Origin of the sequence: Ephemeroptericola cinctiostellae (assembly GCF_003339525.1) — a bacterium.
In the GTDB taxonomy this organism is placed as follows: Bacteria; Pseudomonadota; Gammaproteobacteria; order Burkholderiales; family Burkholderiaceae; genus Hydromonas; species Hydromonas cinctiostellae.
On sequence record NZ_CP031124.1, the window covers coordinates 1,588,454 to 1,611,520 of the forward strand.

General features: G+C 45.5%; 20 protein-coding genes and 1 tRNA gene. 12 read left to right on the forward strand and 9 right to left on the reverse strand.

From position 1 onward, the window contains the following. The first annotated feature begins 34 nt into the window (after positions 1-34). Both DTO96_RS07205 and DTO96_RS07210 read left to right on the forward strand, forming a co-directional pair. Positions 35-1,171 (forward strand): succinylglutamate desuccinylase/aspartoacylase family protein, encoded by a 1,137-nt coding sequence (locus DTO96_RS07205; protein WP_114562878.1) that lies wholly within the window; start codon positions 35-37, stop codon positions 1,169-1,171. 56 nt (positions 1,172-1,227) lie between these two features. Next, positions 1,228-1,992 (forward strand): ABC transporter ATP-binding protein, encoded by a 765-nt coding sequence (locus tag DTO96_RS07210; RefSeq protein WP_114562879.1) that lies wholly within the window; start codon positions 1,228-1,230, stop codon positions 1,990-1,992. Between the two features lie 237 nt (positions 1,993-2,229). On the opposite strand, the gene DTO96_RS07215 is transcribed toward DTO96_RS07210, so the two are convergent. The 3 genes from DTO96_RS07215 to DTO96_RS07225 all read right to left on the reverse strand — a co-directional run bounded on the left by DTO96_RS07215 (position 2,230) and on the right by DTO96_RS07225 (position 4,692). Next, positions 2,230-2,670, reverse strand: coding sequence for a DNA polymerase III subunit chi (locus DTO96_RS07215; protein WP_114563965.1), 441 nt, complete (start codon positions 2,668-2,670; stop codon positions 2,230-2,232). A 228-nt stretch (positions 2,671-2,898) separates the two neighbouring features. Continuing rightward, positions 2,899-3,177 carry a lysozyme inhibitor LprI family protein gene (locus DTO96_RS07220; protein ID WP_114562880.1) on the reverse strand — a complete coding sequence of 93 codons (279 nt, stop codon included), beginning with the start codon at positions 3,175-3,177 and terminating at the stop codon, positions 2,899-2,901. Between the two features lie 6 nt (positions 3,178-3,183). Next, a complete protein-coding gene (locus DTO96_RS07225; protein WP_114562881.1) occupies positions 3,184-4,692 on the reverse strand; it encodes a leucyl aminopeptidase in 1,509 nt (502 codons plus the stop codon). A 140-nt stretch (positions 4,693-4,832) separates the two neighbouring features. On the opposite strand from DTO96_RS07225, the gene lptF reads away from it, so the two are divergent. The 7 genes from lptF (at position 4,833) to DTO96_RS07260 (ending at position 11,240) form a co-directional block, all read left to right on the forward strand. Then, a complete protein-coding gene (lptF, locus tag DTO96_RS07230) occupies positions 4,833-5,939 on the forward strand; it encodes an LPS export ABC transporter permease LptF (protein ID WP_114562882.1) in 1,107 nt (368 codons plus the stop codon). 24 nt (positions 5,940-5,963) lie between these two features. Continuing rightward, positions 5,964-7,079, forward strand: coding sequence for an LPS export ABC transporter permease LptG (lptG, locus tag DTO96_RS07235; protein WP_114562883.1), 1,116 nt, complete (start codon positions 5,964-5,966; stop codon positions 7,077-7,079). A gap of 64 nt (positions 7,080-7,143) precedes the next feature. Beyond that, on the forward strand, positions 7,144-8,058 hold the full coding sequence (locus DTO96_RS07240; protein WP_114562884.1) for a LysR substrate-binding domain-containing protein: 915 nt from the start codon (positions 7,144-7,146) through the stop codon (positions 8,056-8,058). Between the two features lie 130 nt (positions 8,059-8,188). After that, the gene (locus DTO96_RS07245) at positions 8,189-9,298 is read left to right on the forward strand and encodes a ribosomal protein uL16 3-hydroxylase (protein ID WP_373277839.1); all 1,110 of its coding nucleotides are present in this window, start codon (positions 8,189-8,191) and stop codon (positions 9,296-9,298) included. A gap of 188 nt (positions 9,299-9,486) precedes the next feature. Continuing rightward, positions 9,487-9,861, forward strand: a complete 375-nt coding sequence (locus DTO96_RS07250; protein WP_114562886.1) for a hypothetical protein — start codon at positions 9,487-9,489, stop codon at positions 9,859-9,861. Between the two features lie 272 nt (positions 9,862-10,133). Beyond that, positions 10,134-10,607 (forward strand): 23S rRNA (pseudouridine(1915)-N(3))-methyltransferase RlmH, encoded by a 474-nt coding sequence (rlmH, locus tag DTO96_RS07255; protein WP_114562887.1) that lies wholly within the window; start codon positions 10,134-10,136, stop codon positions 10,605-10,607. Between the two features lie 18 nt (positions 10,608-10,625). Then, positions 10,626-11,240 carry a Maf family protein gene (locus tag DTO96_RS07260; RefSeq protein WP_114562888.1) on the forward strand — a complete coding sequence of 205 codons (615 nt, stop codon included), beginning with the start codon at positions 10,626-10,628 and terminating at the stop codon, positions 11,238-11,240. Positions 11,241-11,319: 79 nt separating this feature from the next. Here DTO96_RS07260 and DTO96_RS07265 read toward each other — a convergent pair whose 3' ends face one another. From DTO96_RS07265 to folD, 4 genes are all read right to left on the reverse strand, one after another. Further along, positions 11,320-13,035 (reverse strand): bifunctional UDP-sugar hydrolase/5'-nucleotidase, encoded by a 1,716-nt coding sequence (locus DTO96_RS07265; RefSeq protein ID WP_114562889.1) that lies wholly within the window; start codon positions 13,033-13,035, stop codon positions 11,320-11,322. A gap of 392 nt (positions 13,036-13,427) precedes the next feature. Continuing rightward, positions 13,428-14,459: a CDP-6-deoxy-delta-3,4-glucoseen reductase gene (locus DTO96_RS07270; RefSeq protein ID WP_114562890.1), complete on the reverse strand. Its 1,032-nt coding sequence runs from the start codon at positions 14,457-14,459 to the stop codon at positions 13,428-13,430. A 196-nt stretch (positions 14,460-14,655) separates the two neighbouring features. After that, positions 14,656-14,973, reverse strand: coding sequence for a DUF3579 domain-containing protein (locus DTO96_RS07275; protein WP_114562891.1), 318 nt, complete (start codon positions 14,971-14,973; stop codon positions 14,656-14,658). Positions 14,974-15,313: 340 nt separating this feature from the next. Further along, on the reverse strand, positions 15,314-16,159 hold the full coding sequence (gene folD, locus DTO96_RS07280; RefSeq protein WP_114562892.1) for a bifunctional methylenetetrahydrofolate dehydrogenase/methenyltetrahydrofolate cyclohydrolase FolD: 846 nt from the start codon (positions 16,157-16,159) through the stop codon (positions 15,314-15,316). A gap of 200 nt (positions 16,160-16,359) precedes the next feature. On the opposite strand from folD, the gene DTO96_RS07285 reads away from it, so the two are divergent. Further along, on the forward strand, positions 16,360-17,901 hold the full coding sequence (locus tag DTO96_RS07285; protein ID WP_114562893.1) for a D-alanyl-D-alanine carboxypeptidase/D-alanyl-D-alanine-endopeptidase: 1,542 nt from the start codon (positions 16,360-16,362) through the stop codon (positions 17,899-17,901). Positions 17,902-17,962: 61 nt separating this feature from the next. Here the strand turns inward: DTO96_RS07285 and DTO96_RS07290 are convergent, their stop codons facing one another. Both DTO96_RS07290 and rnr read right to left on the reverse strand, forming a co-directional pair. Beyond that, positions 17,963-18,535, reverse strand: coding sequence for a hypothetical protein (locus DTO96_RS07290; protein ID WP_157964365.1), 573 nt, complete (start codon positions 18,533-18,535; stop codon positions 17,963-17,965). 212 nt (positions 18,536-18,747) lie between these two features. Next, on the reverse strand, positions 18,748-21,330 hold the full coding sequence (rnr, locus tag DTO96_RS07295; RefSeq protein WP_157964366.1) for a ribonuclease R: 2,583 nt from the start codon (positions 21,328-21,330) through the stop codon (positions 18,748-18,750). A 211-nt stretch (positions 21,331-21,541) separates the two neighbouring features. Here rnr and DTO96_RS07300 point away from each other — a divergent pair. After that, positions 21,542-21,628 (forward strand) — tRNA-Leu (locus DTO96_RS07300). A gap of 493 nt (positions 21,629-22,121) precedes the next feature. Next, positions 22,122-22,808 (forward strand): IS1595 family transposase, encoded by a 687-nt coding sequence (locus DTO96_RS07305; protein ID WP_114562080.1) that lies wholly within the window; start codon positions 22,122-22,124, stop codon positions 22,806-22,808. Positions 22,809-23,067 lie beyond the last annotated feature (259 nt).

The following is a 23,067-nucleotide window of genomic DNA, read 5'->3' on the forward strand; positions in this document are numbered from 1 at the left end:
GGCCCATTCAATATTTAAATCAATAAGGTTGGCTATGCGTGTTGAACAACACAATTTATCAGGTGCATCATTGGGTACTCAAAGGGCTGTGACCGCATTACACTTCGGCCCAGAGTCTGCAACCCGCAAAATTTACATTCAGGCGAGCTTGCATGCCAATGAATTGCCAGGGGCTTTGACCGCTTATCATTTGCGTCAAAAATTACTTGAGCTCGAATCACAAGGACAGCTTCATTCGAAAATCGTCTTGGTGCCCATGTGCAATCCGATTGGCTTGGGGCAGAGCATCCATTATGCCCATGTGGGGCGTTTTGATTTATTTTCAGGTCAGAACTTCAATCGCTTGGGTGATTTGAGTTTGTTTGAAATGACTTTGACCCAGCTTCAAACCGATCAAGTCATTTTGACTTCGGATGCAGTGAGCAATGTGCGCACCATACGTCAAGCCATGACCAAGGCACTGGCGCAGCGACAGGGTGTGACTCAACTTGAACATTTGCATTTGATTTTACTTGGCCTTGCCCATGATGCCGATGTTGTGCTTGATTTGCATTGCGATGAAACAGCGGCTTTACACATGTACACGTTGCCTCAGTTGTGGCCAACTTTAGAACCGCTGGCTCGATTTTTGGGTAGCCGATGCCAACTGTTGGCTGAAGACACCCATGTCAATCCTTTTGATGAGGCTTTATCAACCGTTTGGGCTAAATTGCGTGCCGCTTATCCAGAGGCGAACATCCCTTATGCATGTGCCAGTACGACTGTTGAGTTGCGCAGTCGAGCCGATGTGGCGCATGAATTTGCAGTGAAAGATGCCCATGCCATTGTACAGTTTTTGGGATTCCGAGGTGATGTAGCTTTGACTGCAGCGCAGACACAAGCGCTTCCAGATTTATTGGCGGCACCCAATCCTTTATCAGGTAAAGCGTATGTGCTTGCGCCTCATTCTGGCGTGGTGGTTTTTCACATCGAAGCGGGTGATGATATTGCTGAAGGACAAATTGTGGCTGAAGTCATTGATCCCATTCATGGCGAGTCGGTTGGTGTGTTCAGCCCGATTGACGGATTTGTTTATGCGCGGAATACCATACAGTTTGCTCAGCAAGGTGATAATTTAATCAGTGTTTCAGGTCAGGTTGATTTGGGTCGCGGTGCTGGCTTGTCGGCATAATTGTTGGTTGTCTTTTTCAAATGATTTTAATCATATAAAAAAATAGGTTGAACAGCATGGATAAGTTAAAAGTACTGGGCATTCATAAGAGTTATGGTGACCATCAGGTTTTAAAAGGTGTGTCACTTTCTGCTCAGGCAGGTGATGTGATCAGCATCATTGGTTCAAGTGGTTCGGGTAAAAGTACATTTTTACGCTGCATTAATTTACTTGAAAAGCCAAATCAAGGGCAAATTCATTTAAATGGCGAACAACTTGAGTTAAAAGCGGCTAAAAATGGCGAGTTGAATGCAAGCAATCCCAAACAACTGCAACATTTTCGCAGTCGTTTGTCGATGGTCTTTCAACACTTTAATTTATGGCAGCACATGACGGTGCTTGAGAATTTGATTGAAGCACCCATTCGTGTGTTCGGCATGTCAAAAGCCGATGCCATTGAACGTGCGAAAAAATACCTTGAAAAAGTGGGTCTGCAAGGTGCTGAAAATAAATACCCTTCAGCCATGTCTGGCGGGCAACAACAGCGTGTGGCCATTGCCCGTGCCTTGACAATGGAGCCAGAGGTTATTTTGTTTGATGAGCCAACATCGGCGCTGGACCCTGAGTTGGTTGGTGAGGTGTTGCGTGTGATGCGTGCATTGGCTGAAGAAGGGCGGACGATGATCATCGTTACCCATGAGATGGGGTTTGCACGTGAAGTGTCCAATCACTTGATTTTCTTGCACAAAGGATTGATTGAAGAACAAGGTAATCCACGTGAAGTGTTGAGCAATCCAAAATCCGAGCGTTTACAACAGTTTTTGTCAGGTAATTTGAAGTGATAAATCATTTAAAACTTAAGCGATGATTTCAATAAAAATGCGTTCATGTTGTGAACGCATTTTTATTGGGTGTTACTTTCTTGAAGCATAAATTGATGATGTTGAAAGGGTGTTCGCCCAAACTCTTTAACGACACGATCATATTGACGGCGATAAATTGGCAAGTGATCTGATCTGAACCAAACACATGCTTCATTCAATAAGCTTCAGTATGAGGCATCGAGTTTTATTGTGCGATTAGCTTGAATGATGTGCTGCTTTTTTTGCTGCAATGTCGTGGTGGGTCAAAACATAACCGCGTGCTTTATAAAATCCCCAGCGGTCACGTGCCGCTTGCTTGGGTGCATCTTCGTTGGGTACAACTTCAATCAAGCGGTTAAAGCTGGCAAAAAAACTGGGCGTGTCGTCCGATAGGTTGATCAAAACATTGTGATGAGGGAAGTCGAGCATGGCTTCACTGATGAGCACAATGGGGGCACTGTGTGATAGCGAGACATTGGGTTGCACGTCGTGCGCCAGAAATGCGGGGTTGTGCCAAAGCGCATCACTCAATGCATTTAAAATGCGCGGATCACCATACACCACAGCAGTTTGCTGGGCTGTGTGGACTTTGTTGAGTAAGCGGGCAACATAATCCAAACGGTTGGGGGCATTACTGAAAAAATCGATTCGAGTCATGAAGAAAATATTAAAGGTTAAAAAGAATTGAGCCACATCATGCATGGATGTCACATGAATACATGATGTGGCATCAATGTCTTTTGGGTTGTGGCTGGGTAAACGGATACGATGCACCTAAAGGCGCACGGGAACGTAGGTTTTTTAATTTCCCCGCATTTTCCTAATAATTGTTTTTCAGCCAAACAATGCGTTGTTTGGTGTAATGGGTCAAGCAGTTGCTCAAAATCATTGCTTGGATCGAGCCCCCTTCATATTCGGCAGCTTCACGGGTGCACTTTTGATCCATTGCAACTGAAGGTTTTTGAGGTGCAATTGACCCGCCTCATCGAGGTGGCTGCGGATGTTTTTGTATTGCTCATTGATTTTTTGGGTTGCTTGATCCAGTGCTTTGCCCGCACATTCATTCATCTTCATTTGAGTCTGAGGATTATTGCACGTTTCTGCATGGGCAAAGGTGGAGGCACACAAGCTGGCTGCAATCAGTAAACAATGTTTGATTGTCATGTGATGTTACTTTGCTCGGTTAAACAAAAATTGGCTCAACAAAGCCACAGGGCGGCCTGTTGCACCTTTGGCTGCGCCGCTTTTCCATGCTGTGCCCGCGATGTCCAAATGCGCCCAAGGGTAGCTTTTTGTGAAACGAGATAAGAAACATGCCGCAGTCACGCTGCCTGCGGGCATGCCGCCAATGTTGGCCAAATCGGCAAAGTTTGATTTGAGCTGTTCTTGGTAGGCATCCTCCAAAGGCATGCGCCATGCCGTATCGCGTTGGGTTTTTCCTGCGGTTTGCAGCTCGCTGGCCAGATCATCGTTGTTGGCAAATAAACCGCTGTTGTGATGGCCAAGGGCAACGATGCATGCACCCGTTAAAGTTGCCATGTTGACAACAGCCGCAGGTTTGTAACGTTCAGCATAGGTCAACGCATCACACAACACCAAACGGCCTTCGGCATCGGTGTTGAGCACTTCAATGGTCAGACCCGCCATACTGGTGATCACGTCGCCTGGTTTGGTTGCGCCACCAGAAGGCATGTTTTCACAGGTGGCAATCAGGCCGACAACGTTGATTTTAGGCTTGGTTTCGCCGATGGTTTTGAATGTGCCAAGGAGGGAGGCAGCGCCACACATGTCGTATTTCATTTCATCCATGCCCAGGCCTGGTTTGAGTGAAATGCCGCCTGTATCGAAAGTGATGCCTTTGCCCACCAACACAATCGGCGCATCTTTCGCGTGTCCCCCGTTGTACTCCATGATGATGAAGCGCGGTGGTTGTTCTGAACCAGCGGTGACGGATAAAAATGAATTCATTTTCAGAGCGGCGATTTGTTTGCGTTCAAGCACTTGAACTTTGAAATCATAGGTTTTACCTAGTTCTTGCGCGACTTTACCGAGGTATGTCGGTGTGGCAAAATTGGCAGGCAAATTGCCCAAATGTTTGGTCAATGCAATGCCTTCTGCGATGCCGCAGGCTTGTGTGAAAATATTTTTTTGAGTGGCGTTGGGCGTTTTAGGTAAAAGCAACGTCAGGGTGCGTGCGCGGTCTGTGGCCCATTTTTTACTGTTTTGTTTGTGTTTTGAATCGTATGGGGCTTCAAAATTGTAGTTGGCGTCTGCTGCACCAATCACAATGTGATTGATGAGCTCATCGCTGCTGCTGATGGCGTCGTCGATTAATACGGCGGCAGCATCAATGCTGTATTGTTTACAGTGGCTGGCGATCTGCTGACCAAGTGCACGTGCAGTCAATGCTGCATCTTTGATTTGGCCCACACCCAGTACAACGATGTGCTGGTGTGATTCATCATCAAATATACTGATGTGCTGACCCGTTGCGCCTTTGAATCGTTCACTGCTGATGGCTAAATTGATTTGTGTTTGGGCTGTGTTTGACAGTTGGCTCAGGCTTGAACCCGAAATGAATGCATTCTCAGTGCTGGTTTGGCTGGACACAATAAATAAGGTGGCAAGCTGTTTTTTTGTGCCTTTAGGCAACGCGGCAGATTTGAGCTGAAATATCATGGGGGTTTCCTGTAAAATGGCGATTTGAATGGGCGAGCCTCTAAGGCTGTACCCGATTATTATAAGCGAACGCTGGGTGCTGTGACCGATTTGCTTTATAAAAAATAAAATGAAAATAATACATTGAGATTGGATTGCCCATGATTTTCCAACGTTCGATTTTACGAGAAAAAATTGCGGTCTCTGCGGTGATTTTATTCACACTGTTGACCATCATGCTGGTGCTGTTTCTTGTCCGAGGCTTGCGTGAAGCGGCGGGCGGTGCGATTGCAGTGGATGGTGTGTTGCAGCTGATGTTGATCACCACTTTACGTTATTTCCCATTGGTGGTGGTGGTGACGGTCATCATCGGCATGATCATGACCATTGCCCGTTTGTATCAAGACTCGGAAATGGCCGTTTGGCAAGCTTCTGGCTTGAGTAACTTAAGTTTATTGCGCCCCGTCATGATGCTGGTCATTCCCATGTTTTTGTTTTTATTGTTCATGAATGCAGTGTTGACCCCGTGGGGTAATCAACAGCTTGCGCAAACACGTAATCAATCGGGCATTGATGAGTTAAATCTGATTCAACCCGGGGCTTTTCGTACAGCGCAGAATGGTCAGCGGGTGTTTTTTGTGGACGAGGTGGTGAAGTCAAATTCACCTGAATTCAGAAATGTATTTGTCTTGCAAAAGATGAAAACAGAAACCTTGCTGGTGACGGCTCAACGCGCCAAATTAGACAATACTTTTGATGACCGTACCTTTCTGGTGCTTGAAAATGGTTTGCAGTATCAGGACAAGTTTTCAGAAGATTATTTCCAAAGCATGCGCTATGGTCGATATGGTTTTTCTATTGATGAGTTTACAGGCATCAAAAGCCGTGATTTGGCTGAGAAGCCGGTGGCTTTGATGACCACACATGAGCTGCTGGACAACACCAAAGCACCTGCAAAAGCTGAATTTTATCGTCGATTCAGCGATTCATTCATGATTGTGCCCATGGCTTTGCTGGCTTTGGTTCTGGGGTATGTGCGTCCACGCGGAAACACCCGTGCGTTGGGGGTGATGATGGGGCTGTTGGTGTTTATGATTTACCTGAATTTTATTAAGCTGGGCGAAAGTCGCGTGTCATCGGGTCGTTGGTCTTTGGCCCAGGCGATGGGTTTGGTGCATGGTTCAATGATGGTGTTTTCGTTGCTGGCTTTATGGTATCGACAAAATGCGTGGCGTTTCTCTTTTTCACAATTGTTACACCGCCGTTGAGCACAGGATAAAAAGGGGAAATGCATGTTTCATGTGGTCAATAAAGTATTTTTTAAAGAGCTGTTGTTGTCTATTTTTGGTGTGTTGTTGGCGTTCATGTTGTTGTTTTTCACCATTGATGCTTTAAATGAAGTTAAGTTTTTGGGGCAGGGTGATTTTCACCTGCTTACTTACCTGAAGGTGTTGTGTTTGTATCAGCCCGAGTACATTTATCAACTACTACCGATTTGTGCATTGATTGGTTCGGTGTTGGCTTTGTCCAGCATGGCCGCTCGCTCAGAATTGGTGGTGTGGCGCGTGTCGGGTGTGAGCTTGTGGCGGTTGGTGCGAATTGTCTCGGCCGTTGGTTTGGTGTTGTCTGCGTTGCTCTGGTTGATCGGTGATGGTGGAATTGCCCGTGCCAGTCGAACAGCAACAGAAATGAAAAAAGTGGCTTTGCATAAAACAGGCTATTTTAAAGACGATGGTGGTTATTGGAGTAAGCAGAAATTGGCCGATGGTGGTTTTCGCATGATCAATATTGCTTCTTTGACTGCGGATAACACGTTGATTGATGTTCGATTGTATGATTTGTCATCTCAATTTACATTGAAGCGAATGATTGAGGCCAAAACAGCCAAACCATTGGCGCAATCGGGATCATGGCAGTTGTCGGATGTGCGTCAAATTGATGTGCACACCGATGCGCAAGGCTTACTGATTGATCGAACCCTATCCAGCCCAAAGACTTTGGATGTTGATCTGGCTGAAAACAACATCGATGTGATTCGCAACTATGGTCAAGAAACCATCAACATGACAATGGGACAATTGCAGGAGCGCATCCACACGTTGAGTGCCACAGGGCAAAATGTCCGCCCTTTTGAAGTGGCGTATTGGCAAAAAATGTTTTATCCGCTGGGTGTTGTGGTGATGGTGTTGTTGGCTCTGCCGTTTGCTTTTATGCAAACCCGCAAAGGTGGTGTTGGCGTGCGTGTGGTAACGGGGATTATGCTCGGTCTGTCATTTTTTATTTTAACAGCGGCCACACAATACATTGGTCCTTTGGTGACATGGTCCCCGATTGGTTTAGCTGTTGCGCCGAGTTTGATTTTTTTGTCCATTGCCATTTTTTGGATTTATCGGGTCACGCGCGTATAAGCATGCTTTCAATGGCATCCGTTTGTAGTCACCAAAGATTTAAATCAGGTCGAAAAGGTCAAGTATGAATTTCCAGCAACTGCGTTGCGTGCATGAAATTGTTCAGCAGGGGTTTAATCTCACCCATGCTGCACAAGCATTGTTTACATCTCAACCTGGGGTTTCAAAAATGGTGCTCGATTTTGAAAGTGAGTTGGGTTTCGATGTGTTTTTACGCCACGGCAAACGCATCAAAGGTTTAACCAAAGAGGGCGAGCAGGTTTATCCATTCATTGTTAAAGTGCTGCGAAGCATGGCTGATTTGAAAGAGAATGCCGCTGAATGTAAAAACCCTCGCATGGGTCGATTGACCATTGCGACCACACACACCCAGGCGAGGTATGTTTTGCCGCCTGTCATCATGGCTTTTCGAGAGCAGTATCCAGATGTTCGCCTGTCTTTATTGCAAGGTGCACCATCGCAGATCGCACAAATGGTGTTGTCAGGGCAGGCTGATATTGCCGTGGCAACAGAATCCATTGCGGACACGCATGGTTTACGGGCGACGCCATGCTATACATGGCAACATAAAATTCTTTTACCAAAAAATCACCCCTTGACGAAGCTAAAGCGCTTGAGCATTACGGAGTTGGCTTGCTTTCCCCTCGTGACATATGACCCTGCCTTTGCGGGACGGACAAAAATTGACCGTGCATTTTTAAATGCCCAAGTGACACCAGACATTGTGCTCGAAGCGATAGATGCCGACGTGATCCGTACTTATGTTGAGGTGGGTATGGGGGTTGGGATTTTGGCGGGCATGGCATTGGATGCGATGAAAGACAATTTGACCCAAACCAACCTCATGGCACTTGATGCAGGCAGTTTGTTTGGCTTGAATACCACATTTGCTGCGGTTCGTGAGGATCGATTTTTACGTGAGTATGAACATGTGTTCATTGATTTGTTAACAAAAAAAACACCCAAAACTTCACTTTAATGTGCATTGAGCACTTTTATTTTTAAATATGACTTCAAAATTAAACACACCCTTATGGGCAACATTCAGTGCTTTTCCTTCCACAGAGGCTTGGCCGCGTTTCAACGGTCAACCTGTACCTCTAGGTGGTATGACGGTTGAGCATTTTTTAAAACACTACTGGCATAAAAAACCATTGTTGATTCGCAACGCAATTCCTGAGTTTAAAGCCTTTTTTTCACCAGATGATGCTTTGAGTGCGCTTCATGATGAGGCTTTTGAGTCCCGATTGATCGCTCAAGATGAAACAAAAGGTTGGCAGTTGAAAAGCGGCCCATTGAAATTGCGCCAAATTCCATCTCGTAAAAAATCGAACTGGACAGCCCTGATCCAAGGGGTTGATCTAAACGATGCATCGGGTCATGCTTTGATTAATTTGTTTCGCTTTATTCCAGATGCACGTTTGGACGATTTGATGATCAGCTTCGCCACCAACGGTGGCGGTGTTGGGCCACATTATGATTCATACGATGTTTTTTTACTCCAAGCGCATGGCAAACGCCATTGGCGCATTGGTGCCGATCAAGACCCAACCTTGATTCCAAACATGCCTTTGAAAATTTTACAAAACTTCAAACCAACAGAGGAATTTGTGTTGGAGCCAGGCGATATGCTTTACTTGCCACCACAGTATGCACATGACGGCATTGCTGAAGGTGATTGCATGACGTATTCAATTGGGTTTCGCGCGCCCACGTATCGAGAGCTTGGTGTTGCGTTATTGAATTTTGTTGAAGACAACATTGAGTTGGAAGGGCGGTATGCCGATCCAAAACTCAAACCCCAAACCACACCTGCTGAAGTGCCGCCATCAATGGTCAGTGATGTGTATGCTAAATTACAGGAATTGAAGTGGGATAAAGGTTGGGTGGCAGAGTGTCTGGGATGTTACTTGAGTGAACCAAAAAACAATGTGTGGTTTGAAACCCCCGCACCCATTGCTCTGGCTGCATTTAAGCGACAAGTGAAAAAGAGTGGTATTGTTTTGGCTCGCGGGAGCAAAATGTTATACAGCACACCATGGGTTTTTATCAATGGTGAGCATTTGGTTGCGGATGGGGTGGATGCAACAGCATTGCAATCTTTGGCCAATAGCCGTGGCGCTGAGCCGAGCGATGCACAGGCATGGGACACGGACAGCGCATTGTGGACCGTATTGCACGATTGGTATGCACAAGGTTGGTTGGAGTTGGTCGAATGAATCAATTTTAAAGTTTAAGCATTGTAAAAATGAACACTATTGACCCAGCGAAATGTCTATATTTGTACCAAAATAAGGATATTTGACACACTGCACAATTTTGGAGTTATAATGCGCGTGCAGTGTTGATGTCTAGCGTGGTTGCGAGATGTGCACTGCGTGTTTAATTACTCTATATAGGTAACAACATGAAAAAATTATCATTGGTAGCATTATTGGTTGCAGCTGGCGTTTTGGCAGCTTGCGGTGGCGAAAAGAAACCTGAAGCAGCAGCTCCAGCAGCGGCTCCAGCAGCGGCTCCAGCAGCAGCTCCAGCAGCAGACGCAGCTAAAGCAGCTGGTGCAGCTGTTGATGCAACTAAAGCAGCTGGTGCAGCTGTTGATGCAACTAAAGCAGCTGGTGCTGCAACTGTTGACGCAACTAAAGCAGCTGGTGCTGCAACTGCTGACGCAGCTAAAGCAACTGCTGGTGCAGCAGCTACTGTAGCTAAAGATGCAGCTGGTAAAGCAGTTGACGCAGCGAAAGCTGGCGCAGCTGCTGTTAAAGAAGAAGTTAAGAAATAATTCTTAGCGTGTCTCGTACACGCTTTGAAGGACGCTTAATTGTTCTTTATAAAAGCCCACTTCGGTGGGCTTTTTATTGTTTAAAATTGCTTTATGCTGATTGTTTTTATCTGTTTTTAAAAATGAGGCTCTATTTTTTGTATTTTAAGTACATAAAATACATCAAAAGCAGCGAAGGCAAGTGAAATTACTGATTTATTTAACGAATACATTATAATCAAATGTTGTTATGTCATGACAACATGTGATTATTATCCAATAAAGACACGCCCATGCTTACCTTGACCTTGATGACTGTTAGCCATAAACAACCTGCATGGGTGAATGAAGCGTACAACGAATATGCCAAACGTTTACCCGTCCGCGAGTTGAAGCTTGAGTTTAAAGAGATCAAACCAGAAGTACGTGAGGGAAAAACGGTCGAACACGCCATGCTGCAAGAAGCGACCCGCATTCATGCCGCGATGCCGCGTGGGGCTTTCATCATTGCATTGGATGAAAAAGGACAGGATCTCACCAGCGTGGGGCTGGCAAAACAATTAAAGCATTGGCAAAATGAACACAGTCATGTGGTTTTGGTTGTGGGCGGCGCAGATGGCTTGGATCCTCAATTCAAATCCAGTTGTCATGGGCTGATGCGTTTGTCCAGTTTGACTTTGCCTCACGGTATGGTGAGGGTGTTGCTTGCAGAGCAAATTTATCGTGCCCATTCCATCAATAACAATCATCCTTATCATCGCGTATAACCGCATCTATGGAGTTGTATGAACGTTCAACAACATAACCCTTTTCAATTTCCTCGAATTTATCTGGCCTCTCAGAGTCCGCGCCGTGCCCAGTTGCTTGAACAAATGGGTGTGCCATTTGATGTGTTTTTGCCAGAAGACAGTGCAGCGGCTGAATTGTTGGAAGTTGTTTTGCCAAATGAAGATCCAGTGGATTATGTGCAGCGTGTGAGTTTGGCTAAATTGCAGGCCATACAACAGCAAATCAATACTGCTCGATTACCACCGCAACCTATTTTATGTGCAGACACCACAGTGGCCTTTGCTGCTGAAATATTAGGTAAACCTGAGGATGCGGCCGATGCAAGGCGAATCTTGACTATGTTGTCTGGGCAAGTCCACCAAGTACACACTGCCGTGGCTCTGGCATGCGGACATGAGGTGAAAAGGACATGTGTCACCAGTCAAGTCACATTTAAAACCATTTCACCTGTGGAGTTGGAGGCTTATATTGACAGCGGAGAGCCTTTTGGACGGGCAGGAGCGTATGCGGTGCAAGGTTTGGCGGCGACATTCATTGAGCATTTATCTGGCAGTTACTCATCGGTGATGGGCTTGCCCGTGTTTGAAGTGGCGCGCCTTTTGCGGGGCTGAAGCGGTATTGGTCGTGATGGTTGTAGTGATTGTTTGTAATTAAAAAAGTGAGTTCAACGGCTCACTTTTTTAATTTGTTTTATTTCATCTTTGAGTTTTGAGGTGGGGTACTCATCCGTACAATTTCACCATCGGGTCGAAATTTCGAAGCATCAATGGGGCTGTTTTTGCTGATGTAGGCTTTCAAAACGTCGGCGTCATTGAATCCGGTATTGACATAGCTGGCGGTTGATTTGAGTTTTGGATAGCCATCACCACCTGATGCCGCAAAATCATTGAGTGCGATGCGATAGGTTTTGTTTAAATCCATTGGGACATGGTTGATTCGAATCTCACTTGCGATGCCATTTTCAAATACAGCCTGAATGCCTGCGAATTGAGGGAATGCGCCAGAGCCTGGTGTCATCGTGGCCATGGCATTCATGTAGGATTGAACTTCTTGCCCCGTCAAATCGGCATAGACAATGGTATTGCCGAAGGGTTGAACTTTCAAAATGTCTTTGTAGGTGATTTTACCATTGGCGATGGAGTCCCGTACACCGCCTGAATTCATGACGGCGAAGTCCGCTTTGACTTTTTCCATCATGCTGGTGGCAATTAAAGTGCCCAGATTGGTGGCTTGAGCGCGGACATGTGAGCGGTCGCCATCCAATGTGCCAAGGGTGCTGCCCACTTCGCGCATTAAAGTTTTTTGACCTTTGTCCTGAAACGGCTGTAGAAAAGCGAGCATGTCGGGATTTTCACTGATTTCTTCGGTATACAGTACTTTACTGTTGATTGCACCATCGGGAGATTTGATCGATCTTTTCAAGTTGATTGGGATCAAAGCATAGTGATCCAATGTCAAGACGCCATTTTTAAACGTGAAGTCGGCACGGCCAACGTATTTCCCCCATTCGTGGGCTTGAACAATCCATGCACCATTTTGGCGGTCGGGTGTGCATTCTCCTCCTGGGACGTATGCATCATTGCGGTCATTTTCAGCTTTCATACACACTGGATTTTGACTGTGGCCGCCAACAATCAAATCGATGCCGTTGACCGCTCGTGCCATTTCGACATCACCAGGGGCATTTGAACCGTGATTGCCATTGGTGTAATGTCCCATGTGGGTGGCTGCGATGACCACATCTGCTTGGGTGCGCAACACGGGAACCCATTGTGCCGCGACTTCAATTGGGCTGCGGAACTCAAGGCCAGCAATGCTTTTTGGATTGATCACACGCCCACTTTTCCAAGTGTCTGTATAAGCCAAGTTGTCAGGATTGACCATTTTTTGAGTGTCATTGGTGGTTAGTCCCAGTATGGCAATTTTCAACCCACCTTTGTTAAAAATCTTATACGCCTCAAACATGGGGCGACCCGCACGGTAAATGTTTGCCGAAAGGAGGGGAAAATTTGCCCATTTTTGTTGTTTGGCCAGCACGGGAAGCGGATTGTCAAATTCGTGATTCCCCAAAACCATGGCATCAAAGCCGATTTTGCTCATGCCTTTAAAATCGGGCTCTGCATCTTGCATGTCCGATTCTGGAACTCCGGTGTTGATGTCGCCACCGCTGAGGACCAAAATGTACCCACCATTGGCTTTGACTTCTGCCCGGATTTTGTCAATGGCTGTTTTTTGCGCAGACAGGCCATATTCACCCTCATTGTTTTTCCAAAAACGGCCATGGTGGTCGTTGGTATGGACGATCGTGAAGTGGTATTCGTGACCTTTAAGGGCTTTGGCTGGTGTGGGTGGGCTGACAATGGCCAATACACTGACAGCCAAAAGGGTTCGGCAAATGCGTTTCATGAGAAATCTTTCTTGTTGATAAGAATGAAGATATATTCAGAAATATAAGATGCTTTTGAGATGAATCGCATTGATTATGACGCAGCTTGATCTGAGCCACAAGTGAAGTCTCATTAAAAAAGCAAGTGATGTCCTCACTTGCTTTTTTAAAATTGATTTAATACCTTATAAAGTACTTTCAAAAACAATTGTAATGGTCAGATTTTATAAGGAATTGTTTTTATCATGTTGATGAAGTCTTTTGGGGTGGTTCAAATGCTGGTTCAGTAAATAGGGCATCAGACATGTTCATCGCAAAGTCCAAAATCCAAATGAATGATGTGCTCATGACACTTCCATCAACTAAAAATGATGGTGTTTATATTCAATGAATCACCATAAACAGCGGGGCATTATTTTTTCACTTTGTCTGCTGCGCTCAAAAATGCATCAGAATAAAATGCCGTTTCAGGTAAGCCACGGGTTGTGGTGAATGCTTCGTGGGCGGCACGAACCATCAACGGTGCACCGCAAGCATAGATGTTGTGCTCCGATAAGTCGGCAAAATCAGCCAGCACGGCCTCATGAACCATGCCTGTGCGGCCTTGCCAGTTGTCTTCGGGCAAAGCATCTGAAATCACAGGCATATATTTAAAGTTTGGAATCGTACGCGCCCATTCTTCAGCCAATTCATGTAGATACAAGTCATGTGGACGGCGAACCCCCCAGTAAAAATGAATGGGTCGAACAAGGTATTTGGATTGCATTTCTTCGATGATGGCTTTAATTGGGGCAAAGCCTGTGCCTGAAGCAATAAAAACACAAGGCGCACCCGTGACTTCATTGAAAAAAAATGTACCGAGAGGACCTTCAAGGCGCAAAATATCGCGCTCCTTCATGGATGAAAACAGCTGGTCGGTGAATACGCCACCAGGCATGTGACGGATGTGCAGCTCAAGCTTCTTGTCTGTGAGGCGCGGCGCACATGCCATTGAATAGCTGCGGCGGGTGCCATCGCGTAAAATAAAATCGATGTACTGACCACCACGGTATTCAAATGAATCATTGGCTGGCAATTGGAGTTCAACCAACATGATGTCGCCCGCTTCTGTTGCACGTTTCATGGAAATGATCCGTGTGGGCAACTTTTTGACGGGATAAGCACCTGCACCAATCACACGGGCTTCGATGGTCACATCTGACTCCACTGTGGTGTGGCAGAGTAAAGCAATGTTGTGGTCGATTTCTTCATCCGATAATGCGGTGCTGTCTTCGGAGTGTTTCACCATGCCAGAAATGACTTTGCTTTTGCATGAGCCACAGGCGCCATCTTTACAGCCGTAAGGCAAAATGACATTGGCACGCAATGCTGCGTCAAGAATTGTTTCATCTGTTTCGATGGGGAAGGTGTCATTTGACGGAAGAACGGTGATGGTGTGGGTCATGGTGATGGAGGTCAAAAATGGTTTTATAAACTGAAAAATAGCTCTGATTGTACCATTGTCCAGAAATAATGCACAGCGCGGATTGTGGTCAATCTGGGATGGATATAAAAAAGCCGCATGGGAATGCGGTTTTTGGAGGGTAACACGTCAAGTGTTTATGGCATTTACAGTAAATCAAATATCAAATTATATGGGGTTAAGCACCAAACGATGATGTTTCATCAGCGCGGGCATCGATGGTTTGCAGGTGATTGCTTTCGGCAAAATCCAAGAAGAATTTAAATGCGACAGGAAGTTCTGCTTCAAGGTCGGTGTTCACAACCACGCATTTAATGCCTTGAATGGTGATGGGGCGTACATAGTGGGAGTAAGTCAGGTGACCGTAATGGCTGTTGTCATCTTCAAAGCATTTCATTACGCCACACAAACGCTCGGCCCAGTCACTGGGTCGGAATTGTTTGCCATCCGTGGTGAGTCCGCGGATGATGAGCTCGTTGTTCGGTGTATCGTTCATGCGGCTAATCCGAGTAGTGTTCATAAGTTGCTAGTGTAGCTGAAATTGAGGTTTTTTGAAAGTACATTAGTTGAATAGCTGATATATGTTAAACAATTTAATAAAAAATGTTCATTAAGTAGGCGTTTTTTTGGTGAATATGGGGGTAAAGGCTGAAAAAAACGATTTATGTGTCACCAATTAAAGTTGAAATGTGATTGATGTGTGCATAATTCATTTTTTTATTTTATCTGTCACTTATATTTAAATGATAAAAAGTGCGAGAGGGAAGTGTATTTTTAAAAAAATAGATGATTTCAAATAAAAAATAAGGCAAAGCGGAGGGCTTTGCCTTTGGCGATTAGAGCTTTTCTGCTGCTTCTAATGTGTTCATCAACAGCATGGTGATGGTCATGGGGCCGACCCCCCCTGGTACAGGGCTGATTGCGCCTGCCACTTGGGCAACACTGTCAAAGTCAACATCTCCGCACAATTTTCCATGTTCATCCCGATTAATGCCCACATCGATGACCGTTGCGCCTGCACGAATCATGTCGCCGGTGATCATTTTTGCACGTCCCACGGCTGCGATGACGATGTCTGCTTGGCGGGTGTGATGAGACAGATCCCGTGTTTTTGAGTTGCACAATGTTACCGTTGCGCCTGCTTGCAGGAGCATCATGGCCATGGGCTTACCAACAATGTTAGATGCCCCGACGATGACAGCATGTGCGCCACGCAAAGGGATGTGACTGTGCTCAAGCATTTTCATCACACCGTATGGCGTGCATGCGCGCAAGCGTGGTTGGCCAGTCATTAAGGCACCCGCATTGATCAAATGAAAGCCATCAACATCTTTTTCAGGTGAAATGGCTTCAAGAACCGCGTGTTCATCGATGTATTTGGGTAGGGGCAATTGAACCAAAATGCCATGAATGGCGGGGTCGTTGTTCAAAGCATCGATGCGTGTGAGCAATTCAGCTTCGGTTAAATCAACTGGGTATTGTTCGAGCACCGAGTGCATGCCAACGGCACCGCATGATTTGACTTTATTGCTGACATAAACATGTGATGCGGGGTTGTCGCCGATTAAAATAACGGCCAAGCCTGGGTGAATGCCACGTGTAGCAAGTGCGCTGACTCGGGCTTTGATTTCAAGTTGGGTGGCGGCGGCGATGGCTTTGCCGTCAATGATGGTGGCGCTCATAGGTGATCTTTATATAAAAGTGCAAAAGCGTTATTGTACAAAAAATACATGAAAAGCGGCGAGTATTTGGGTGTGTAATCAGAAAAAGTGTAACAATAACAGTAAAATAACATTGGGTTTTACAGTGTTTTATGGCGTGTTCGATTCTGTGGTTGGGATCGTATTTGGGCTTTATTTGAAGTGTGTTTAAGGTGTTGATCATGACTTTCTTAGCAAAAAAAATAATGGTGGGCGGTTTGTTTGTGTCTTGCTCTGTTTTTGCACAAATGGTGGATGATGTTACTGCTGTACCTGCTGTTTCGTCATGTTGTGCAATGATGACGGGTATGCGCACTTCATTTGATTATGCTGGCGCATTGATGCGTTCAGGCATACCAAATGGTGCCGCAAGCTTTTATGTGCAAGCGGTGAATCAACCTGCGCCTTTGGTTAACACCAATGCACATGGGGCGCAAAATCCAGCTTCGGTGATTAAATTGGTCACCAGTTTTGCGGCCTTAAAAACATTTGGCCCTGATTTTCATTGGACGACCCAGCTGTTAAGCCAAGGTTCACCCGATGCGGCAGGTGTCTTGCATCAACCTGTTTACTTAAAAGGCAGTGGTGACCCTCAGCTGGTCATCGAAAAAATTGATGAGTTGACGCAAAATTTAGCGAAGAATGGTGTCAAACAAGTGGATGCGCCAATTGTGGTCGATCGGTCGATTTTTAAAGATGAACGGCAGGATGCATCGAGCTTTGATGGTGAGCCCGCCATGCCTTATAACGCTCAACCCGATGCGGCATTGATGAACTTTCGTGCCTTGATTTTTCGATTCGATCCAGAAACACAGCAAGTGACTTTGACCCCATGGTTGATGGGTTATAGCTTAAACAACGCTGTGCAATGGGTTGATGGGGCCTGTCCAAGTGGGGGGTGGAAAAGTACTTTAGCGTTGAATGTGAGTGGTGATCAGGCTTATATGGGGGGTAAGTACTACAGTGGGTGTGGTGCGCAAAACTGGAATTTTCATGCTTATCAAACCGCTGCAAATGATTATGTCAAAGGTATTCTGGGGGGATTGATGGCAAGTGGTGGGGGCATGCAACCTGCTTATTTTGTGCCGCCGAACAATGATTTGAACCCCATTAATTTATTTGCCCCACCTGTTCGAAGTGTTTGGACACAACCTCGTATTGAAGAGGGTCGTACCCCTGTGGGTGCACATGTGTTGGCCAGTGTGCAATCTGCCCCTTTGACCGATATTTTGCGCGATATGAATCATTTTTCAAACAATGTGATGGCACGTCAGATTTATTTGAGTTTATCGGCGAAAGAAAAAGGGGTGGGGAGTTTGGAGGACAGTGCATCCATTGTGACCCATCGTTTAGCCGAACAAGGTTTGCATTTGAACTCTTTACGCATGGGCAATGGTTCTGGTTTGTCTCGCGAAACAGCAGTGAGCGCTGAAGATTTAGGTCATATGTTGGTGCGCGCCAGTTCAGATCCTTCTTTTGTCAATACTTTGGCACGTTTGGGTATTGAAGGCACTGTTAAAAATCGGTTGACCAACACCGATATGGTGGGGCGAGGGCGTTTAAAAACAGGTACTTTAAGTGATGTGCGTGCCATTGCGGGTTACATTGATGGGAAAAGTGGTGCGCGATATGCGGTTGTGAGCATTATTCAAGATGGTGCGGCGCAAACGGCTGCGGGTAAGCAAGTACACGACTTGTTTTTACAATGGGTTGGGGAGCAGTAAATACAGTTGCTCCGTTAAATTTTAATAAAAAAGCACCGCCATCATGGGCGGTGCTTTTTTATTACTTTCTTGGACACTGAACAGCTGGCATCAAGTGTTGTTCATCTGTGATCGGCGCAGCTGATGCGAGAGAGGTGATGGGGGAGTCGCTGACCCCTAAGTCTTGAATGGTGATGTTTGCGCTCACCGTACCCGATGTGTGCTGAAGTCCCAAAAGGTAGTTGTGTCCTGACTTGGGTGTGAATACCATTGGCATGATGCTCGCGGCACGGTAGATGGGGTAGTCTTCTGGCATCATGAATCCATTGTGCCATTCCCAGCGCGTTTCATAACCAACCAAGAGTTTTTTAAAGCCAGAGGCAACGAATGGTTTGTTGGCTTCGACGGTGACACGGTACATGCTGTCAGAGTTGGGCACGTAATGCAAAGCATGCCCCATGCTGTATACGTCTTTGCGGCCAAAATAAGAGCGAGGTTGGCATGTGCTGTTGGTGGTCAACTGCATGTCTTCATCATAATTGGCATGATAGCTGACCGTTGCGGCTGGAACGTTTGCTGGGATGACTGGTGGGGTGTAATTCAAGCCCGCACAAGCGGTCAGCAATGCACAAGGGAAAAAAACGAGTGCTCTCATGATGTGGACTCCTGTGGTGTTTTTCTTATGATATTTTGATGGTTTGAAAAGAATTGTCTCCTCATCCAATGATTCATTTGAGTCAATGGTTGACATGATGAGGTGATTTCAATTTATAGACCAATAAAAAGCCATCAATTCCATCGATGGCTTTGTTATGTTTATATCGCACACGTATTCAAACATTCACAGTTTTTATTTGCGTGTTGAGGTTAGCGTTTTCCTCTGCGTCGACTGCCTTTGGTTTTAAGCTCAGCTTCTTTATGTTCCGATCGCGGGTTTGTGTTTTTTGCCATTGGCTTGGCCGAATTTTTCTGTGAAGATGTACGACTGCCTTCAGGTTTTTCGAGTACAAAATCCACACGGCGGGTGTCTGAATCAACGGCGGCAATTTTTACTTTAACAGCATCTTGCATGCGGTAACGCATGCCTGAGCTGCGACCAATTAGGCTAAAACTGACATCATCAAATTCGAAGTAGTCAGAACCCAATTCGGAAATATGAATCAACCCATCGACATACATGTCATCCAATGTGACAAAAGCACCAAATGCGGTCACCGATGAAATGTGGCCAGGCAATGTTTGGCCTACAAATTGTTTCATGTATTCACATTTCAACCATTGGGTCACATCGCGGCTGGCTTCATCGGCGCGGCGTTCGCACATTGAGGCATGTTCGCCGAGGCTGTTCCAAAGTTTGTGAACGGCATCTTCTTTTTTATCCTGTTTTTCTTTTGGATTGATTTCATCTGCGCCACGTTTTTTGCGTGTGTCTTCCAAAAGAGGCACTTGATCTGTCATGGGCAAATAACGTTGATTGCTCAAAATGGCTTTGATCGTGCGGTGAACAAGTAAATCAGGGTAGCGGCGAATCGGCGAAGTGAAATGCGTGTATGCCGGATAAGCAAGGCCAAAGTGACCTAAGTTGTCGGGCGTATAAATGGCTTGTTGCATTGAACGCAACAATAAGGTTTGTAAAACGGCGGCATCTGGACGGCCGTGCAGTTGCTGTGTGATCGCAGCATAGTCTTTGGGCTGCGGTTTGTCGCCACCGCCCAATGACAGACCAGCGGCTTTTAAACTGCGACGAAGGGCTTCAAGTTTTTCGGGAGTTGGCCCTTCATGTACACGGTACAAACTTGGGCGCTCACATGCAGCGATGAATTCAGCTGAGCACACATTGGCTGCCAGCATGCATTCCTCAATCACGCGGTGTGCATCGTTGCGTGAACGTGGTAAAATTTCGGTTATTTTCCCTTTATCATCTGAAACAATATAGGTCTCAATGGTTTCAAATTCCATTGCGCCTCGACGGGTTCGTGCTTGTAGAAAAAGTTTAAATAAAGCATATAAGTCACTGATGTGCGTGCACAATTCACCAAATTGTTCAGGCAAAATACCTGTGCCTTCATTTAAATATTGCCACACTTGGTTGTAAGTTAAACGTGCGGCTGAGTGCATCACCGCTTCGTAAAACTGATAGGCCGTGATTTCACCATTCAAATCAACCACCATGTCACACACCATGCACAAACGCTCAACATGTGGATTCAATGAGCACAGGCCATTCGATAATTTTTCAGGCAGCATCGGCACAACACGGCGAGGAAAATATACGCTGGTGGCGCGAGTGAGGGCATCCTCATTGAGAGGCGTTTTGTCTTTAACATAATGACTGACGTCGGCGATGGCCACCAGCAAGCGGTAGCCGATGACTTTTTTGCCTTGCAACATCGGTTCGCAATACACAGCATCATCGAAGTCTCGGGCATCCTCACCATCAATCGTCACCAAAGGCACATCGCGTAAATCCACTCGACCTGCATATTCGGTAGGGGTGACCACGTCTGCCAGTTTGGCCACTTGATTTTCTGTCGCAAGCGAGAACACGTGAGGCACATCAAACTTACGTACCGCAATTTCAATTTCCATCCCTGCATCATCTGCGTTGCCAAGCACTTCAATGATTCGCCCCGTGGGCATGGCCAATTCATCGCCGTAATTTTTCAAAGCCACAACGACGATTTGATTTGCCAAAGCGCCAGCCAATTCATCCGCCGCAACCAAAATGTCGGCACGCAAGCGAATGTCATCCGGACTCACCAACCACACACCATTTTCAGATAACAAACGACCCACCACTTGACTGGATTTTCGCGTGACCACTTCAACCACTTCACCCTCGCGCTTGCCATTGCGAGCAGTGCCCGTGATGCGCACCGTCACGGTGTCGCCATGCCACGCACCATGCATTTGTCGTTCAGGTAAGAAAATATCCTCACCCGCATCATTGATTACAAACCCATAACCATCTTTATGGGTTTGTAAAACACCTGAGACCAAAGGTTGATCAGACAAAGGAGAGTATGAGCCTTTTGGATTCATTTTAATGTCGCCCGCCGTCGTCATTTCATCCAATAGGTTTTGTAAAGCGGATACTTGGGTTGGCGTCACATCCAATTCTTGCGCGAGCTGAATGGTGTTTAACGGTTTTTTATACAGCACTGCATGGGTATGTATGGTGTTGAACACGGTACTGCGAGAAGGTAGGGTGATGATTTTTTCAGCCTGAACTTTGACTCGAGGCGTTGCTTTAGGCGAAGCGATGGCGGTGGTTTTTGATGGTGTAGGTGTTTTTGTTTCAGTCGTTGAACTGCGAGGTGTTAACAATGCAGCGGTTTGGGTTGTCTTTGCATTTGAGCGTTTTTTTATATTTGGAGAGCGCTTTTCGTCAGATGTCGTCGACTTTAAAGGTGTTTTGGCGATTTCGCCGTCTTTTTTTATGATTTTCACTGTATTTTTACTGTTTCGATTTGACAAAATATTTAAACCCTATAAAATAGCAAGTTCACGTGTTTTGAGCTTTTTGTCTAAAGGGCTCACACATCGCTTTATACTGTCGCAGAAGTTGTTACTTTTGTCCGCGTTTATTCTAAGATACATGAAAACGGTCAAAATAGTGTGAAAATATCAAAAAAATCACACTCTTCTGTGTAGAACACCTGCCCGGGTGGCGGAATTGGTAGACGCACATGGTTCAGGTCCATGCGGTGGCAACACTGTGGAGGTTCGAGTCCTCTCCCGGGCACCATTCATAAGTTTATTCTTTCTTCCATGAAGAAATAAAGAAGTCCATTAAGGTAGAAGATTTTATTTCTACATCAATGTAATAAAGCCCCTGCTACTTTTGTTAGCGGGGTTTTTATTAGTCCATTACAGCACATTGAAAGCCAAAAATAAACGGGGCATAATTCGGGTATGAATTATGATTTTTCGGGGCATGTTATTTTTAACCCTGATAATCAACGTTTTGGCTTGTCAACAGACTTTCATTATGCCAATTTCAAACCTGTGCAAAAGCACTGTACAAAACACCCGCCAAGTTAAAAATTTGGCGGGTGTTTTATTATGAAATACATTAAATTAATGATCTCACATTACTTGTTACTTCATTTCCATCTTCTAGGCAAGGTTCAGCAGTCTTGGAACAAACTCTCCATTTAAAAGATAAGATAAAATAAAAGAATTTATTTGGGTCTTAGGAAGCAAACGCATTAAAATATGCGCTAAGCTCTTGAGACCAAATGAAAAACAAGTACTTCAAACATTCAAAAATTAGCGAAGCGAAGTTTCGCCAAATTTTACGGTATTTTGCCCTTGATTTAACGGCAACGGAATGTGCTGCGTTAAGCGGCATATCCGTTCGTTCAATCAACACCATTTACCTCAAGATTCGTCGTCGTTTGGTGATTGTTTGTCTCCAAGGCTCACCACTCAAAGGAGAGTTGGAAGCCGACGAATCATATTTTGGTCCGCATCGTGTTCGAGGTAAACGCGGACGTGGTGCTTCAGGTAAAACCATCGTGTTTGGTTTACTCAAACGTGATGGCAATATCTACACTGAGATTGTGCCTGATGCTTCCAAAGCCAGCCTGCAAGCCATTATTCGTGGGAAAGCAGACATTAACAGCGTTATCCATACCGATGGTTGGCGCGGCTATAATGGCTTGGTGGACATCGGGTTTGATAAACACTTCCGGGTGAATCATGGTGCCGATGAGTTTGTAAATGGTTCTAATCATGTGAATGGGATAGAATCATTCTGGAGCTATGCTAAACGTCGTTTGGTTCAGTTTAACGGCGTTCCGAAAAACACATTTTTACTGCATTTGAAGGAAACTGAATTTAGGTTTAACCATCGCAAAAGCGACTTGTATAAAGTGCTTCTTAACATGCTGCGAGATGAGCCGTTATTGAATTCTGCTTCCTAAGACCCTTTATTTTTTTCTGATCAAAAGTCGGATAATTCCCAAGGTGGTTAATCCTGCAAACACCAATAAAGCATAAACCACGTAACGCAGTTCAGCGGGCACATAATTCCACATGTCACTCATGATAACTCCTTGTCGTTTTATTAACCATTCTTACTTCATGGTTTAATCATACGCTAAATGACCACTTAATTGATAGGGATATTTTTTGATTGACAGGGTTTTGTTTGGTTTTACATGGTTTTTTTAAATTTATCTT